Annotated in this window: 18 protein-coding genes and 1 pseudogene; 3 read left to right on the top strand and 16 right to left on the bottom strand. The window is 35.1% G+C overall.

Annotated elements, in window-relative coordinates:
* The first annotated feature begins 42 nt into the window (after window positions 1-42).
* Window positions 43-972, top strand: a complete 930-nt coding sequence (glsA, locus tag GW534_RS09270; RefSeq protein ID WP_202630883.1) for a glutaminase A — start codon at window positions 43-45, stop codon at window positions 970-972.
* Between the two features lie 85 nt (window positions 973-1057).
* Here glsA and GW534_RS09265 read toward each other — a convergent pair whose 3' ends face one another.
* Window positions 1058-1606: a LysR family transcriptional regulator substrate-binding protein gene (locus GW534_RS09265; RefSeq protein WP_312854647.1), complete on the bottom strand. Its 549-nt coding sequence runs from the start codon at window positions 1604-1606 to the stop codon at window positions 1058-1060.
* The gene (locus GW534_RS09260; RefSeq protein WP_161920743.1) at window positions 1591-1815 is read right to left on the bottom strand and encodes a LysR family transcriptional regulator; all 225 of its coding nucleotides are present in this window, start codon (window positions 1813-1815) and stop codon (window positions 1591-1593) included. Before GW534_RS09260 ends, GW534_RS09265 begins: the two co-directional genes overlap by 16 nt.
* A 169-nt stretch (window positions 1816-1984) precedes the next feature.
* Between GW534_RS09260 and GW534_RS09255 the strand changes: the two genes are divergently transcribed.
* On the top strand, window positions 1985-2176 hold the full coding sequence (locus GW534_RS09255) for a hypothetical protein (RefSeq protein ID WP_161920742.1): 192 nt from the start codon (window positions 1985-1987) through the stop codon (window positions 2174-2176).
* A gap of 337 nt (window positions 2177-2513) precedes the next feature.
* Here the strand turns inward: GW534_RS09255 and GW534_RS09250 are convergent, their stop codons facing one another.
* Window positions 2514-3197, bottom strand: a complete 684-nt coding sequence (locus GW534_RS09250; protein WP_161920741.1) for a phosphoribosylaminoimidazolesuccinocarboxamide synthase — start codon at window positions 3195-3197, stop codon at window positions 2514-2516.
* 212 nt (window positions 3198-3409) lie between these two features.
* A complete protein-coding gene (locus GW534_RS09245) occupies window positions 3410-3781 on the bottom strand; it encodes an EAL domain-containing protein (protein ID WP_161920740.1) in 372 nt (123 codons plus the stop codon).
* 174 nt (window positions 3782-3955) lie between these two features.
* Here GW534_RS09245 and GW534_RS09240 point away from each other — a divergent pair, with 174 nt between their 5' ends.
* Window positions 3956-4942, top strand: a complete 987-nt coding sequence (locus GW534_RS09240; RefSeq protein ID WP_161920739.1) for a diaminopimelate dehydrogenase — start codon at window positions 3956-3958, stop codon at window positions 4940-4942.
* A 5-nt stretch (window positions 4943-4947) separates the two neighbouring features.
* Here the strand turns inward: GW534_RS09240 and GW534_RS09235 are convergent, their stop codons facing one another.
* The 12 genes and pseudogenes from GW534_RS09235 to GW534_RS16780 form a co-directional block, all read right to left on the bottom strand.
* Window positions 4948-5358 (bottom strand): hypothetical protein, encoded by a 411-nt coding sequence (locus tag GW534_RS09235; RefSeq protein WP_161920738.1) that lies wholly within the window; start codon window positions 5356-5358, stop codon window positions 4948-4950.
* Between the two features lie 529 nt (window positions 5359-5887).
* Window positions 5888-6916 (bottom strand): sensor histidine kinase, encoded by a 1029-nt coding sequence (locus tag GW534_RS09230; RefSeq protein WP_161920737.1) that lies wholly within the window; start codon window positions 6914-6916, stop codon window positions 5888-5890.
* Between the two features lie 6 nt (window positions 6917-6922).
* Window positions 6923-7588, bottom strand: coding sequence for a response regulator transcription factor (locus GW534_RS16785; RefSeq protein WP_161920736.1), 666 nt, complete (start codon window positions 7586-7588; stop codon window positions 6923-6925).
* Between the two features lie 15 nt (window positions 7589-7603).
* Window positions 7604-9769 (bottom strand): ABC transporter permease, encoded by a 2166-nt coding sequence (locus tag GW534_RS09220; protein ID WP_161920735.1) that lies wholly within the window; start codon window positions 9767-9769, stop codon window positions 7604-7606.
* Window positions 9759-10538 carry an ABC transporter ATP-binding protein gene (locus GW534_RS09215; protein WP_161920734.1) on the bottom strand — a complete coding sequence of 260 codons (780 nt, stop codon included), beginning with the start codon at window positions 10536-10538 and terminating at the stop codon, window positions 9759-9761. Before GW534_RS09215 ends, GW534_RS09220 begins: the two co-directional genes overlap by 11 nt.
* A gap of 292 nt (window positions 10539-10830) precedes the next feature.
* Complete coding sequence (locus GW534_RS09210; protein ID WP_161920733.1) at window positions 10831-11850, bottom strand: 2,3-butanediol dehydrogenase; 1020 nt, start codon at window positions 11848-11850, stop codon at window positions 10831-10833.
* Window positions 11851-12288: 438 nt separating this feature from the next.
* Window positions 12289-12735, bottom strand: a complete 447-nt coding sequence (locus GW534_RS09205; protein ID WP_161920732.1) for a GNAT family N-acetyltransferase — start codon at window positions 12733-12735, stop codon at window positions 12289-12291.
* 267 nt (window positions 12736-13002) lie between these two features.
* Window positions 13003-14142 (bottom strand): glycerate kinase family protein, encoded by a 1140-nt coding sequence (locus GW534_RS09200; RefSeq protein WP_161920731.1) that lies wholly within the window; start codon window positions 14140-14142, stop codon window positions 13003-13005.
* Between the two features lie 16 nt (window positions 14143-14158).
* The gene (locus GW534_RS09195; protein WP_161920730.1) at window positions 14159-15154 is read right to left on the bottom strand and encodes a 2-hydroxyacid dehydrogenase; all 996 of its coding nucleotides are present in this window, start codon (window positions 15152-15154) and stop codon (window positions 14159-14161) included.
* A 328-nt stretch (window positions 15155-15482) separates the two neighbouring features.
* Entirely contained in the window at window positions 15483-16667 is a 1185-nt protein-coding gene (locus GW534_RS09190; protein ID WP_161920729.1) for a peptidase, read from the bottom strand.
* Window positions 16668-16837: 170 nt separating this feature from the next.
* Window positions 16838-17407: an HD-GYP domain-containing protein gene (locus GW534_RS09185; RefSeq protein WP_312854646.1), complete on the bottom strand. Its 570-nt coding sequence runs from the start codon at window positions 17405-17407 to the stop codon at window positions 16838-16840.
* A pseudogene (locus GW534_RS16780) lies at window positions 17358-17558 on the bottom strand (HD-GYP domain-containing protein); the annotation flags it as partial. The gene GW534_RS09185 and the pseudogene GW534_RS16780, both read right to left, overlap by 50 nt.

The following is a 17558-nucleotide window of genomic DNA, read 5'->3' as shown; positions in this document are numbered from 1 at the left end:
CATATTTATTTCTTATTGGTAAAAACTAGTAGAGGTGATAACATGTCGATGCTTTCGAGTGAAGAATTAAAGAGATTTGTTAATGAAGCAAAAAAAGTGGCAAAGGATGGCGAGGTTGCAACGTATATCCCAGAGTTAGGAAAAGCTAATCCGAACGACTTAGCTATTGCGATTTACTATCCAGATGGAAGTTTCGTTTCAGCTGGTGAAGTTCATAAAAAGTTCACCCTCCAAAGTATTTCAAAAGTTATTAGTCTCGCGCTTGTATTGATGGACCGCGGCTATGACTATGTGTTTGAAAGAGTTGGGATGGAACCGACCGGTGATCCCTTTAACTCCATTGCAAAGTTGGAAACAATGGTACCAGCAAAACCATTAAACCCAATGATTAACGCCGGTGCCCTTGTCGTTACATCCATGATAAAAGGTGATACAGTAGAAGAACGTTTTCAAAGACTACTTAATTTTATAAAAGAACTATCGGACGATGACACCGTTGAATTTAATGAAAGTGTCGCCCAATCCGAATTTGAAACTGCCCATTTAAATCGCGCTCTTTGTTATTTTTTAAAACAACACAGTATTATTACAGAAGATATTGAACAATTAATGGACTTATATACGAAACAATGTGCAATCGAAATGAATTGCCTCGATTTAGCAAAAATCGGTCTAGTATTTGCGATGGATGGGGTCAATCCCCTCACCGGTAAACAAATCATCCCTCGAGAAATTGCAAGAATTTGTAAAACATTTATGGTCACGTGCGGCATGTATAATGCCTCTGGAGAATTCGCGATTAAAGTTGGAATTCCAGCTAAAAGTGGTGTCGCTGGTGGCATTATGGGAGCTGTTCCTGGTAAATACGGAATTGGTATTTTTGGTCCAGCACTCGATGACAAAGGTAACAGCATTGCCGGGATTAAACTATTACACCTTTTATCCAAAAACTACAAACTAAGTATATTTTAAGGACGGGGCTTCCTCGTTCTTTTTTATGGGTAAAAATTATCCCCCTATACATTCATTGGCCTCACTTATCATAACGATAGGTTTTTTATATTGGAAAAAAGTGTACATGCCCTTTATTCTCAGGTAAGATCGCCCCGCCTACTCCTTGAGAAACAAGTTCAATCATTGATTCAATTGCCGTTAATTCCAACGTTGGCTTTAATTTTACATCTAATTCCTCAGCAAATTCATCTATTTGTTTTCTTAAAAAATAATCCTCTGGTTGTAATATGAGTGGCACATCCTCCAACTGTTTCCAATCAATCGTCTCATACGTTGCTAAATAATGTTTCACTGGGACGACTAAGGACAATTCTTCCGAAAGCAACGGAATTGATTCCAACTCCTCATCCTCTACTGGTAAAAATACGACTCCAAAATCCAACTCATTTTCTAGCAACGCTTTTCGAATTTCTTCTGTACGTAGTCCCTGCACAGAGAGATTTATATTCGGATATATTTCTTTATACTTTAAAATCACCGGAGAAAGTAATGGATTCATCTCTGTTAGTTCCGCTCCGATTCGAAGTTCCCCCCGCTGTAAACCATTTAAGTCACGTAAAGCAGCTTGAGCTTGTTCTAATTCATGAAAAATTCGGTAACAATGTGTTTGAAGGATTTTTCCAGCTTCGTTATAGATATCCGTTTCCCAATTCGATCAAATAAAGGAATTCCAAGTTCCTCTTCCAAGTTTTTAATTTGTTGACTAAGGGAGGGTTGTGAAATATTTAATTTTTCCGATGCTCTTGTAAAATTCATTTCCTTACAAACGGCTAAAAAATATTCAAGTTGACGCAATTCCATACTATCCCATCCTTTTAAAAATATATAACTCTTAATGCTTGCTTGGTCCAAGTCTCTTTAATACATGAAAATTATGTTTAAAAGGATACAAACAAAATACTTTTTGTTTAGAATATTTATGTTATAATATCTGAAAATAAAGAATTTTAATTACATAGAAGGTGAAAGTATGATCGGTAAATTAAAAGCACTTCCAAAAAATGTTTCGTTAATTATTGGAATTGCCCTAATTTTAATCAGTGGATTTTTTCCTTTTGATAGTTGGACTGGGATGTTAATTAGAGGAACAATCTTATTTGTAGCCATTCTATTCATTCTAGCAGCTGCTGAAAAAAATAAAGAAAAACAAGACGAAAAGTGACAAATACAAACTTCTACAAATCTACACAAATCTCCTTCTTGGTACAGGGGGACAGGTCCCTCGTCCCACCAGTTTTTTCCAATTTTAAAGACAACTTATTAAAACAACTAACTAACATTTTGTTATTTTTTCACAATACCCAAACTCATTACAAAAAAAGAAGTCCAAAATGTATTCTCACTACATTCTCGGACTTCTTTTTTCGTATTTTCAAATTGGATCACTACAACTATTTTTTTTAAAGTGAAACAGTGGACACGTCCCCCTATATCTTAAAAAGTGAAACACCGAACCCGTCCCTCTGTACCATTCCCTCTGTACCATTCCTCTGTACCATTTATGATAGAAACAGTTTCTCGAGTTCTAACGGTTCGATATATTTCCCGTCTTTGTAAGCACGCATGTTTCCGCCAGAGATTTCATCAATTAAAATGATTTGTTGATCGTCCCCTGTACGGCCAAATTCTAATTTAATGTCATATAGTTCGATCCCTTTTTTCGCAAGCTCATCTTTTACAATACCAGAGATTTGTTGTGTTAACTCCTTTAACACTTTATATTCCGCTTTCGACAAAATCCCAAGCATATCTAACGCGTCTTCACTAATTGGTGGATCTTGACGTTCATCATCTTTAATCGTCACTTCAACGAACGCGTCTAAAGGTTGCCCTTCTTCCGCATACAAACCATAACGACGAAGGAAGCTTCCAACAGCTCGATAGCGACAAATCACTTCTAATCCTTTACCAAAAGGCTTCGCTGGTTTTACCGTCATCGTTGCATTTTCAATATCCGCATCAACGTAATGTGTTGGAATGCCCTTTTCATTTAATAATTCAAAAAAGTATTTTGTTAATTTTAATCCCGAACGTCCAGCACCTTCAATCGTTAAACCTACGGAATTCGCTCCTGGGTCAAATACACCATCTACCCCTGTTACATCATCTTTAAATTTTAATAAATAATTGCCGTCTTCTAATTCGTAAACATCTTTCGTTTTTCCCGTATAAATATGTTTCATGTCAAAACTCCTTTATGCAATTCGCATTATGTTGGATGTATATATAATAAAACAAAAAAACGGAGTTACACAAGCTTTTCCAAAAAATCCTGACAAACGAAACACGAACATTATTAAGCCCCATCAACCTATATGTTTGTGTTTAGCTCAATTTCTATACTACACACTTTTTTCAAAAAACACAAGATTTAATCGAAAAAATGACCTTCACTTTAAAATTCATTTTTATTTACTATTTTATTAAAATAATTTCGCAATGAAAGTTCAGTAAAACTCCCTTCTGCAACGACCCTTTTACCTAATTTTTTACAGATATCTAGAATCGATTGGATGACTACACGACGTTCTTTACTTACTTCTAAATCAGCAACAAAACTCCGGTCTATCTTAATCGTATCAAACGGAAAGTTTACTAAGTATTGTAAAGAAGAATATCCTTTTCCTAAATCGTCTAGGGCTAAACGAATTCCTAAACTCCTAATCTTGTTTAATAGATTAATAACCTGTTCTGTATCCTCTAAACAAACTTCCTCCGTTATTTCAATTTCTAAACAAGTTGGGTCAATTTGATATTTATTTAACATTGCTTGTAAAAAATTTTAAATAAATATATGTGTTTTAAAAACAATAATTAAAACCCGAAATTATTTACAGAAAAGTTATGAAACGGATATAATAAAATATACACAATATAAGAAGTTGGTTGTGTGAAGTTGTTAACATAATGATTCACTATTTTTGGACAAGGAGTGTAGGTCATGAGTGGAAAAATTAGAATCGGTATTGTTGGATATGGCAATCTCGGTAAAGGTGCTGTAAAAGCGATCCAACAAACAGAAGATATGGAACTCGTTGCTGTTTTTACGAGAAGAGATCCGGAAAATTTACATATTGAAGATACAAATGCGAAAGCTGAACATATTTCAAAAGCTTTAGATTATAAAGATGAGATCGATGTTATGCTCCTTTGTGGTGGTTCAGCTACGGATTTACCAGAACAAACACCACAATTTGCCAAACATTTTAATACAGTAGATAGCTTTGATACCCATGCGAAAATCCCTGAATTTTTTGCAAAAGCAAATGAAGCAGCTGCAGAAGGGAAAAAAATCGCACTCATTTCGGTCGGATGGGATCCAGGTTTATTCTCTATCAACCGTGTAATGGCTGAAGCAATTTTACCGAATGGAGAAAACTATACGTTTTGGGGGAAAGGTTTAAGCCAAGGCCATTCCGATGCGGTACGACGTGTGGAAGGTGTAAAAAACGGCGTTCAATATACAATTCCATCTGAAGATGCAATGGAAAAGGTACGTAGTGGTGTGAACCCAACATTATCCACAGCTGAAAAACATCGCCGCGTTTGCTATGTAGTTCCTGAAGAAGGTGCGGATCAAGCAAAAATTGAAGAAACGATTAAAACAATGCCGAACTACTTTGCGGATTATGATACGGAAGTTCATTTTATTACAGAAGAAGAATTACAACGTGATCATTCAAAAGCGCCACACGGAGGATTTGTCATTCGCGGTGGTAAAACCGGCGACAACAACAACCAAATTTATGAGTTTTCATTAAAACTTGATAGTAACCCAGAATTTACGGCTAGTGTGTTAGTGGCTTATGCACGGGCAGCTTACCGCTTAAATAAAGAAAATCAATTCGGTGCAAAAACGGTATTCGACGTACCACCAAGCTACATTTCCCCACGTTCAGGTGAAGAATTGCGTAGAGATTATTTATAAAAAATTTAAAAACCCCAACACGATTGCGTTGGGGTTATTTTTTTACAACCGAAAATAATAGTAGCTATAGAACCCGCGATATACAAATAGAATTTCGCATATTTAAATAAAGAAAGGAAATCAAATAAACTCATTTTTCTAATAAAAATATCTAAAGGGTTGGCATTCCGATAAGAAATAGGCATCGTATCATTTACGTCATATTTATAATAAGTATAACTAGTAACTTCTTTTACCACTCGATGCTCCTTTCCATTTTGATCTGTATATATTAAACCAAATTGAAAAAGTGGATCAATCATATGATCTGTATCCGTACGAAAAGCAAGCCATTCCCGCTGAGAGTATTTACTTGTGATTGTTGCCTCGGTTTTCGTTTGCCCAATAGGAATGATTTTATGAATTGCATTCACCATAAACGTAATTGATAAGGAACAAAGAACGAGAAAGAAGACAAATACAAATATTCCTTGTAATGAAAAGGCCCCATTCTTTTGTTTTCGCTTACGAATCCATTTTTTGCTACTTACTTTTTTCTTTTTTACCTTTCCTTTAATTTTCCCAAACTATCGACTAATAAATATAATAAAGATTTACCTAGTTTTTTATTTATTTGTCGTCGCTCCTCTCCCTTTTCTTAGAAAAACATATAATACTTTATCTTTTATTATTAAAATTATAGTTTAATTGATAAAAATATTAAGTTTTATAATAAAAAAGGATAGGTAATTATAAAAAATCGGTAATCTTACTGTGGTTTTGTGCGAATTTTAAGATTGAAGGTGCGAAAATTGCGTCAAAGTGTGCGAAATTTGCAAAATTTGTGCGAACACCCCTCAATTTTGTGCGAAATTTCCATTTTTCGTGCGAAAAACGGTGATTTTGTGCGAAACCGCTAATTCATCTAAAATAATAGACGGGTACCCCCCGTCCTCACACCTCACCCTATTTAACTTTTGGAAATTTTAATACTAATGTAAACCCCTTCCCTATTTCAGATTTCACATTCAATTCAATTGCTAAATCATCCGCCATTTTATGAACTAAGTATAACCCCATACCCGTTGCTTCCTTTGTAAGTGATCCTCTTTTTCCAGTAAAACCTTTATCAAAAATAAACGGTAAGTCTTCTCTAGATACACCAGGGCCATTATCACTAACTATTAACAAAATCGCATCATTTTCCCTCACTGTTTCAAACCTTAAAACGGGTTGCTCTTGACTCTGAGTCACATGTTTCACACTATTATCAATGATTTGCCCCACAATAAATGCTAAACCTTTCCGGTCAGAAACAACTTCCACATCTTGTCCATGAAACTCAACTTGAAAGTTAGACTCTTCCAGAATACTTTGATAATCTGTTACCGTCTTTTTACAAAATGCCAGCAAATTTATCGATTCAAATAAATAATCTTTATGAACTGCTTTTAATCTTGCAAAATATAATATCCGTTCCACATCCCGGTGCATCGTATCCCGAACATGGACCATACGCTTTCTTACAAGTGGTGACATTTCATCACGTCGATTATCCAATACTAACGTCATTAACGATAACGGCTTTTTTACTTCGTGAACCCAGCCTTCAATGTAATTTTCATAGTCCGCAAGTTCAAGCGTACGATCATTTAATTGCTTTTCATACGAGCGGAATACTTTACCCATTTCCCAGATATACGGCCAAGTCATTCTTGGTGAAACTTTACATAATCTTTCCTCATTAATCTCCGTCGGTTCGAGTAAAAACTCATGAAAAGCATCTTCCATTGCTTTTTCTTTATGGAATGTTATAAATATCGAAAGTACACTTACCGTAATTGTGAAAATAACCATGAGTCCAACTAATACTTGAAAGGTCTCGGGATATGCTAACCAAGCGAAGAAGATAAACAATAAATTCGTGCAAACCAACATCAACAACCAATACTTATAGGCATAAATATAATCTAATATTCTCCTAAACCTATTCAAAGTTGCTTACCCCCTTAACCGGTAGCCCTTCCCTCGAACCGTTTCGACTACATTTTCTAAACCTACTTGTCGTAACGTCTTTCGTAAACGGGTAAGATTTACTTGCAAAGCATTTTCATCAATATATTCATCTGTTCCCCACAACAACTTATTCAACTCTGATTTCGAAACAATCTCTGGTTGATTTTGCAATAAGGCTAACAGTATTTTTCCTTCATTTGTTGATAACACAATCGATTGGGATTCTTTATACAATGTAAAAGTATTCGGATCTAAGGAAAAATTATCACTACGGATTAATTCCGGTTGACCTTTATACCTTCTTAACAAATTGTGAATCCGGGCTAATAGACGGTCTTTGTGGCAAGGCTTCGTTAAAAAATCATCTGCCCCTAACTCCAGTCCATGTAGTTCATCTTGTAATTTATCCCGTGATGTTAAAATTAATATGGGTCCGACACCTTTTAACTTTAAACTTTTACATATTTCAAAGCCGGATTGTACCGGTAAATTTATATCTAATAACACTAAATCTGGTGCTAAAGTGACAACTTCTTTAACGATATGATGAAAATCGGTAATCGCTTCAACTTCAAACCCTGCTTTATTCAAAATATCCATTAACTCTTCCTGTAAAAATACATCATCTTCTACAATGACAATCTTTGTCACTTCAACACCACCTCTTTATTCACCTACATTTGTCTTCCAACGTAATTTATCAATCTCACCTTCAGCCGTGCGTGATACAGCCATTCCATATATACTGAAGATTCCAAGGACAATACAAGCAAAGAAAATGGACATCGGAAAAAGCAAAGGATTATTATCAATACGAATGAAAACTGCCTTAATCAACCCCCATATCCCAACAGCCCCACTAACAACAGCTAGTGAAATTGGTAACAGAAAAGTTAACAATACTTGCATACGTAGTGATTTTTTCATTTGCTCCCGTTTTGCACCTAACATAGAAAGTGTCAGGAAACGGTTTTTCGTTTGTTTCATCTGTGTTAAAAATTGTAATGCTAAAACGGTACAAGCAATAATTAAAAATAATATTCCCATATATAAAATCGTATAACTTCCAGCCACGACATAGAAAAGTTGACGTCCAAAATTATGTAAATAACTTTCAAAACCGAAGCCAGCAGCTGATAACTTTTCACTCGCTTCTTTCATTGGCATCATTAAACCTTGTTCATCTTGCAATTTTTTTGGTATTCGAAAATTCCAATACGTTTCATACGTCTCTCGATTCACGAGTTGTTCGAATACTTGATCAGGTACAATAAATGCAGAGTGAATTTCTATAGACCGGTCTGCGACTAACCCTCTCATCGGCACCGATGGACGTAGGAAAAAAGCCGTCCCATCAATCGTAAGTAAGTTCTCTTTACTTTGAGCTGCATTTTTAAAAATTTGCTCTAGCACTGGTATGTTATCGACCTGTTCCATCGGTAATAAATCCGGATTTAAATATAAAACCATTTCGTTTGCTTGTAGATTCAATGGTTCTTCATCAACCGCTTCTAACAATCTATTATAAGATGATTCTGGAATAAGGTAAGGTATTGTTGCATCGATTTCTAAAATACCTAGTAAATTTAGTGCATCTGGATTATCAGGACTAATCGTATAACCTTGAATATCTCCCGATTCAAACAGTTCTCTTTCCTTTCGTGGTAACGCCAAAATTAATTCTTCTCGTAATTTTGACCAATCCACCATGGAAATCGACATCCCGTCAGCGTCTTCACCTTTTCGTTTCATATGACCAATCTCCAATAAATTCAAATCTGCTACATATGGTGCCATTTCCTCTGAATTAAGCAACTGTTCAACTTTCTCCTTTTCACCATAAACTGTAAAGTCATACACGGAAGTCTCTCTATTATAAACTTTGTCCAATGATAAAATGCTCGAAGCGCCATCAGCAATAAGTATAATGGATAACGTCATTAAAATCGATGTGACGGACACTGATAGGTACTTATGTGCAACATTTTCTTGAAACTGTCTAAAAGTAAACGTCCGTAACCCTTTCGTAGATTTCTTCTCAGACCTGCTTGCCATTATTCCTAGTAATTTTCCAAAACCTTTTATAAAAAATATCGTTCCGATACAACCAAGAATTAATGCTAAAAATAAGATGAATCCTTCAACTTCATTAAAACGAAAAAGAGCGAGCCAATAGGCAATCACGAGTAAAACCGTTCCTATAAATATATGAAAGATATTCCCTTTCACATCGCCCATCTCTTGTTTTTTATCCATTTGATCATTTAAAAGCTGATAGATTTCTTGATAAAATAACTTTCCACCCAGTATTAATAAAGCTATAAATTGGATTAATAAAAATCCAATCACTGTAAAAACTATTGCTGTTAAAGACAGGCTAAATTGATGACTAATAATTCCTTGTCCAACAAGTTTTGCCACAGTTAAGCTTATTAATTCTGCTAAAAATGCACCGATGAATAAGCCACTAATCAATGCCCAAATTGAAATAAACATTCCTTCCGCTAACAGTTGTAAAATTAACCGCTCTTTGCGCATCCCTAACAACAGATACATGCCGAATTCTTTACTTCTACGATTTAGTTGATATCGATTGGCAAATAATATTAAGAAGAACAATAAAAACAAAGCAAATCCATATACAATGGGCATTAATGCTAATAGCTTATTAATTGCGTCACTTTCAAATTCTTTTAAAAATATGATCACATCTTGCTTCTCAAGTGAAAGAATAATATAAAAGGAGGCAACAGCAACAACGAGCGTTGCAAAGTATATTAAATTTTCTTTAAGACTCCGTTTTGCATTTCTAATAATCAGCTTAAAGAACATTGGCACTTCCTCCCCCAAGCTGGGCTAACAATTGTAAAATTCGTTCATAAAATTCCTCACGAGATTCCGATTGTTGCCTGCGAAGTTCGTGAAAAATGACCCCATCTTGTATAAAAAGAATTCTTGAACAAAAACTCGCTGCATTTGCATCATGGGTCACCATTAAAATCGTCCGCTCATTTTTTCGATTTATTTCCGTTAATTTATTCATTAAGTTCCGAGCTGAACGCGTATCTAATGCTCCTGTTGGTTCGTCTGCTAAAACAATGTCCGGTTCTGAAATTAAACTTCGAGCCACTGCAACCCGTTGCTTTTGCCCTCCCGACATTTGCGAAGGAAACTTATTTAATACATCAGTAATTTCTAAAAAAGTTGCCAACTCATGTAATTTTTCTCGTGCCTTCGCAAAATCCACGCCATGAATGGATAACGGTAATAATATATTTTCCTTTCCTGTAAGATTATCAAGTAACTCAAAGTCTTGAAATAAATACCCTATCCGACTGCCACGGTACTCTGCTAAACGCTTACTATCAAAACTACTAATATTATCCCCTTTTAATAAAACGCGACCGGATGTCGGTTTCATGATCGTTGCAATACAGTTTAGTAATGTCGTTTTCCCAGATCCACTCGGTCCCATTATGCCGAGAAATTCCCCTTTTAACACATCGAAACTTACACCATTTAATGCTCTTGTTACATGCCCCTTGTTACCATAATTTTTTCTTAAATCTTGAATCTCTAACAACTTCCCTTGTCCAATCATCGTTTTATTATCCTCCCAATCCTCTCCAGCAAATTATGTTACCCATATTATAACTGGAATTTCCCACCAATAACCTTACAAATCATGTAAGGTACAGGGGAAGGTACAGGGGGACGGGTTCGGTGTTCCACTGTTTTTAGGGTGATACGGAGGGACGGGTCCCCTGTTTCACCCATTTTTTTGCCTAAGTTTGTTTTTCAAATTCAAACCAAAAACACCCTTACAAATCAATATCGAAATGTAAGGGTGTTCTTAGCAACACTTTAATAAAATTATTGTTTTTTAAAAAAACTTATTTACTTGGACTTACTAAAATTTTGCTTTCACTTTTATCATTAATTAATTTTTCAAATCCCTTTTCAACAATTTCATCTAAGGAAATGATACTAGTAATTACTGGAGCTGCCTTGATAGAACCTTTCGCAAGTAAATCAATCCTCTCAGTGAAAACATTATTATAACCTAAAGAAGCAGTGATTTTCTTTTCAGTAACTAGTTGTCCTGCAGGATGATAAGATACTGGTTTAGAGAACACACTAACAACCATAAACTCGCCGTTTGGTTTTACGCTTTCTAATGCACTATTAAAGGTTGCTTCTACTCCGGCAGCATCATAAGAAACGTCAACACCACCGTTCGTTAATTCTTGAATGATTTTTACTGCATCTTCTTTTGTTGGATCGATTACGATATCTGCGCCCATTTCTTTCGCTAACTCTCGTCTTTGTTCATTAACTTCGACAACGAAAATTTTACTTGCTCCAGCTGCTCGAAGGGATTCTGATAAAAGTAAACCAATCGGACCTGCACCAAATACCGCTACTCGGTCTCCAACTTTAAAACTACTATTTCTAATTGCATGAAGAACAACAGCTGTTGGCTCTACTAATGCAGCTAACTCATAGCTTAGACTATCTGGAAGTGCAAATAGATTGTTTTCTTTTACGATTACATATTCAGCAAACCCACCATTTTCGTGAAGGCCATATGACTGCATTTTTACGCAAGTATTGTAGTTTCCTTTTTTACATGCTGCACATTCGCCACAACCCCAGATTGGCTCAACAGCAACACGATCGCCTACTCTAAATTTAGTAACCCCTTCTCCTACTTCTACAATCTCTCCTGTAAATTCATGACCTAAAATCATTTTATCTTCTGTTACATAGGTTTTATGTAGGTATTCGTGTAAGTCCGTACCACAAATGCCGGCATATTTCACTTTTACTTTAACTGTACCCTTTGAAACTTCTGGTGTTGAAACGTCTTCAATCTTTGCATTTTTCGAATCATAATATACTAATGCTTTCATTTTATTTCCCCCATTCTGATTCCCTAGATTAATAAGCTTTTGAAAAATATAGCCTGTAAGCTAGCAGTTCGACATACTAGTATACAGAAAACGTTTACAAAATTAGAATAGCATAATACATTATCGATTGTCGAAATTAATGACTCACAACCAGTTATCGTTTCCCCTACATTTAAAGAATTGCGAAACAAAAGTTTAGATAACTGAACAATAGTAATAAAAAGAATCATAACTTTATTGAAAAGAATTTGAATCACGCTCACTTTATGTTAATTGTAAAAAATACGCCTACCGCTCATTTATTTTTGGGAAAGATCATATGCATTTAATACAAGGAACCTGTCCCCCTGTACCATTCTTACAATTAAACTGCGGTCCGACAAAATCAATGCATTTGGTACAAGGAACCCGTCCCCCTGTACCATTACCCCTATACCATTACAAGTCTAATTCCATGTATGCCTCGGTTTCTTTAAAGCCGAATTTTTTATATAACGGCTTCCCCATATCCGAAGCAAGTAGGAAACATTTCGTAATCCCTAAGGTTCTCACTTCATCTAACAATTTTGTTAAAATTGTTTTCGCAATTCCTCGCCCACGATATTCACCTTTCGTATACATATTGGCAATATAAGCTTTTTTCCCTGTTTTATTCGTAAAACTTGGTGGTAATTCGTAAATAACAACTCCACCAGTCGCAATAATTTCACCTTCATCTTCCACAACTAATTGAATCAAAGAACCATCATTAAATCTATTTTTAAAATACTGCTCAACATCTTGATCAATATTTACATTTGGTTCCAATCCTTCATCTATTAATAACTTATTTCTGAACTTAACTAATGTAGGTATATCGTCTGTAGTTGCATAGCGAAAATCCATCGTTTCCACTTCCTTTTTCCATTTGTGTATATAGTTACACATTCTCACAATCCATTCAACGAAAAAACAACGAGACAGAGGGGCATGTCTTACATCATTTTTTTAAAAATTTTATTTCAATTATCCTCCTCCGACTTTTAATATATAAAAAAATAACACACGAAATATTTCAAATTGAACATTTCGTGCGTTTACTATATTAATAGACAAGTTTCACTTCTAACATCGCCTATTCACATTACATTACTAACTGTTAGGAACAGTACTCTAATCTATCCTATTAATTTTCAATATACGACAAACATTCTCGGTTGCAAAAGCTAAATTAGATTCACCAGATTCGAGTGATTCTTTCAGTGACGTAACCTCTTTTAAAATTCCTACAATAGCATTAAAACCATTTTCATATAGTGCATCAATGTCGTTTCCTATTTTTCCAGCAAAAGCAATCACGGGAACAGAGTATTTTTTGGCTACTGTTGCTACGCCGTATGGGGTTTTTCCATATAATGTCTGTCCATCAATACTTCCTTCTCCAGTAAACACAAAGTCCGCATCCTTAACATATTCTTCCAAACGGGTATACTCAATTACAAGGTCAATTCCTTTTTTTAGCCGTGCACTTAAAAAAGCCAATAATCCCGCACCCATTCCACCGGCAGCTCCAGCACCGGCGACAAATGCAATATCCTCTCCCAACTGTTCTTTAATTACTTTGGCATAATGAGTTAAGTTGTGATCCAAAATGGTTACCATATCTCGGGTTGCCCCTTTTTGTGGTCCAAATATAACGGAGGCTCCTGTTGGACCAATTAATGGATTATTGACATCACAAGCTACATCAATTTGAACGTTATGAATTCGTTCATCCAGTCCACTCGTATCAATCGTATGTAAATGTTTTAATGCTCCACCGCCAAACGGTAATTCTTCACCGTCTTTATCTTTAAATGAAACACCAAGAGCTTGAAGCATGCCAACTCCACCATCATTCGTGGCACTACCTCCAATGCCAATTAAAATACGATTTACTCCCTTGTCCAGCGCATGTTTTATTAACTGACCAGTCCCATAAGATGTCGTGTGTAGCGGGTTTCGATCTTCGGGTTTAATTAACTGTAAACCACTGGCGCTAGCCATTTCAATGACAGCTGTTTCACTATCACCTAAAAGTCCATATTCAGCTGTTACCTTTTTTCCTAAAGGACCTATTACATCAGTCTTAATAATTTCTCCTTCTGTTGCACTAACAAGGGATTCCAAAGTTCCCTCTCCACCATCTGCCATTGGTACAATGACACATTCTGCTTCAGGAAATACCTTCATAATTCCTTTTTTCATTGCGAAAGCAGCAGTTTTTGCCGACATACTTTCTTTAAATGAATCGGGCGCTAATACAAATTTCATAAATACCCTTCCTCTTTTACGGATTAGTTGCTTCGATGTTTAATTCAGTTTTATTAACTAAATTTGGAGGAATCTCACCCTTTAGAGCAGCTGTTAGATTTTTTGCGGCAAGCTCCCACATTTTTATTCTTGTATTAATACTAGCACTTCCAATATGTGGTGTTGTGACCACATTCGGAAATTTTAACAGCCGATGGTCTACCGGAACGGGCTCCTGTTCAAATACATCAAGTCCTGCTCCCCAAATTTCACCATTCTCTAAAGCCTCTACTAAATCTTGTTCATTTACAATGCCGCCTCTTGAAGTATTAATTAGAATAGCTGTTTTTTTCATCAAATTTAATTCTTTTTTCGTAATCAAATTTTTCGTCTCTTTTGTTAACGGAGTTAAAATACAAACAAAATCGGATTTTCTTAATAATTCTTCTTTCTCAACATATTTAACCCCTAGTTCCTGTTCTATTGCGTGTTTACGAGATCGATTATAATATAAAATATTCATCCCAAAACCTTTAGCCCTTCTAGCAACAGCAGCCCCGATTTCACCTAATCCAATAATCCCTAAAGTTGAAGAATGGACATCCATCCCTGTTAAAAACATTGGTGACCAAGTTTTCCATTTTCCTTCTCTTAAAACTTGTGAAGCTTCTACTAATCTTCTTGCTGTTGCAAGTAACAGTGCAAATGTAAGGTCTGCGGTCGTTTCCGTTAGAACCCCTGGGGTATTGGTCACCATAATTCCTTTTGCAGATGCAGCTTGAACATCGATGTTATTATAGCCTACAGCTAAATTGCTAATAACTTTTAACCTATTTCCCTTATCTAACACTTCCTCATTTATTTCTTCTGTAATTAAACAGAGAATCCCATCAACATCATTCATTTTTTCCAAAAGTGTATTTCTAGGAATCTGTTCTTCTTCCGAATCCCAAAAATCGACTTCAAACTCATTCTGAAGTTGTGCTAATACATGTTCCGGTGGTCTTCGTGTTACTAAAACTTTCCTTTTCACAAATTACACCTCCCGAATTTTATAAAACAGGATCATCAACTAACTGTACCCTCAATAATGTAATTGTTCCTGCACGTAACCTTTTTCAAAAAAATAACATCCATTTTATTTACAATCTATTTTTTTACCTCTTATTGTATACTATATTCCACCGCGATTATTACATCAACTCTAAATATTCAAAAAATAAAAATGAAAAAGTCTTTGTTTTTCAATTCTAGTACATAATGCACAAAAAAGTATAATACCTCCTTCTCCGGCATTATACTTTTAGCACATTTTATTATATGTATTTAAAATAAACGCAAGGAACAACCTTTTGTCTAACCTAATTCTTTACTTCACGTCTTTTCTTCATTTTTATATAAATCAATATACCAACTACTATTAGCATTTGAATTAAAATTGCAACTGCATCCCAAAAAGCACCCGGATTCTCTGGATTTCGTACATTCGCGAAAATGGTATCAAACACAAAGTACAGTTGTGGAATAAAATAAACAAATGCTAACAGGAAAGTAACAATTACACCAGCAACGTAAAAAGCACTATACGCACGAACAACATTCAATTCCCCTTGAAAGATTTGCTTATAATCTTTCCCTGATTTTCCTTTGAAAAATGAACGAATATATTCTTTTCCACTTTCCATCAAGTTATAACAACCTGTGATATTTTCTACAATATAATAGACATCGGTTTTCATATAGAAACAACATTGATAGATTGTTTTTATAAAAATATCAAAGACAATAATACTTAAAAAACTAGCAAAGCCTACATTTGGAAAAAGAAGTAACATGGAAAGGGCGACGAACATAATCACTTGTTCAAAACACATGCCGGCAAAATATAGAATATTTCGCTGTTTTGGATCAAGTTTCCACGCAGCAGTTAAATCTGTTTCAAATACGATAAAAATCAGTCGATTACCAATACTTAATTTAGCTGGTAGGTTATGCGCTCGAATCGCAAGAACATGTCCAAACTCATGAATAATAATTAAAATTAAAGATATAAGTAGATAGGTAATGATATTTAATACCATCGTATCAAAGATAAATATATCTTTATAATGGGGCAAAAGCTCTGGATTGAAAACAAAAAAGAATATATTTAACAATAATAATAGCAAATAAACTTTATTCATGATTCGATTAAAAAAGAAACGACCTAATCGTGAAGGAATCCATGTTAAACCACTAGAATTCTCATTTGCCCCCATCTTTCTCTCAGATACCTTTACCCCATCAATTTCCTGAACAAGTCCTAACCCGATTAACTGTTCAGTAAAATCAATCATGTCCACATCTTCATCTGGATATTGTTCCTTTAATACCTTTTCAACCGAACCGATTGTCTCTCCTTTTTCCAACCGTTCAATCGCATCGATACAAATCTTCGGCATTTCAAAAAACTCACCCGATATCGGCTCTTCGACAATATAATTCTTTTTATCTTTACGAATGGATAATGGATATAACTTTAATTGAGATTGTAACGAGATTTTCACTACGAACTCCCCTCCTTTATTTATAAATTAAAATAGGATGCTAAAAAACTAGCATCCTTTTAATGAATTAAATTAGAGTGTTAAAAATAGGTGAAAATGCAATTAATATTTTATTTTTACTACTTTCTATTTAGTTTTTTGGCCAAAAAACACACCACCAACAAGTTACCTTAATCTTTTCTAACTTGCGGATTTTCATTAGCTTCCCCTCCTAGCATATCCACAACTTTATAATAGTTTTCAGATATCTCAACCCAATTTGGGTATATCTGCAAAAATAAATCGACCAATTTCGGGTCAAATTGACTACCTTTACCAGCCTCGATTCGTTTACACGCTTCTTCAAATGGGAGTGCTGGACGGTAAGACCTAGAGGAAGTCATCGCATCAAAAGCATCAGCAACAGCCGTTATTCTAGCAAGTAGTGGAGTTTCTTCCCCTACCAATCCTTCTGGATATCCTTTACCATCCCATCTTTCATGATGATGGTAAACGACATCAATATAATCGGCAATTCCTTCAACATCTTTTATTGCTTCAGCTCCAACAATAGGATGAGTTTTAATAATCTCATACTCATTATCTGATAGTTTTCCAGGTTTTGTCAAAATTGCATCCGGTATATTAATTTTACCGATATCATGTAATAAACAGGCGTAATAAAAATAACGTAATTCAGACTCTTTAAATTTACCTGTTGCCTTTGCCATACTTACCGCATAGGCAGGCCACCCGCTCACTATGTCCTCGGGTATACGGGTCTTTTAATTCTAGTGTGGCTATGACACCTTTGACAATTCCTTCTAATTGTTCATCGTATGAACTTTTTAAAGCTTTAACATAACTTAAAAATCGATAAAGTATAATAAAAGCAATTAATGACAATACAAG

Origin of the sequence: Pallidibacillus pasinlerensis (assembly GCF_009996845.1) — a bacterium.
In the GTDB taxonomy this organism is placed as follows: domain Bacteria; phylum Bacillota; class Bacilli; order Bacillales; family Caldibacillaceae; genus Pallidibacillus; species Pallidibacillus pasinlerensis.
The sequence above is the reverse complement of the archived record's forward strand: the minus strand, read 5'-3'. Positions and strand labels throughout refer to the sequence as shown.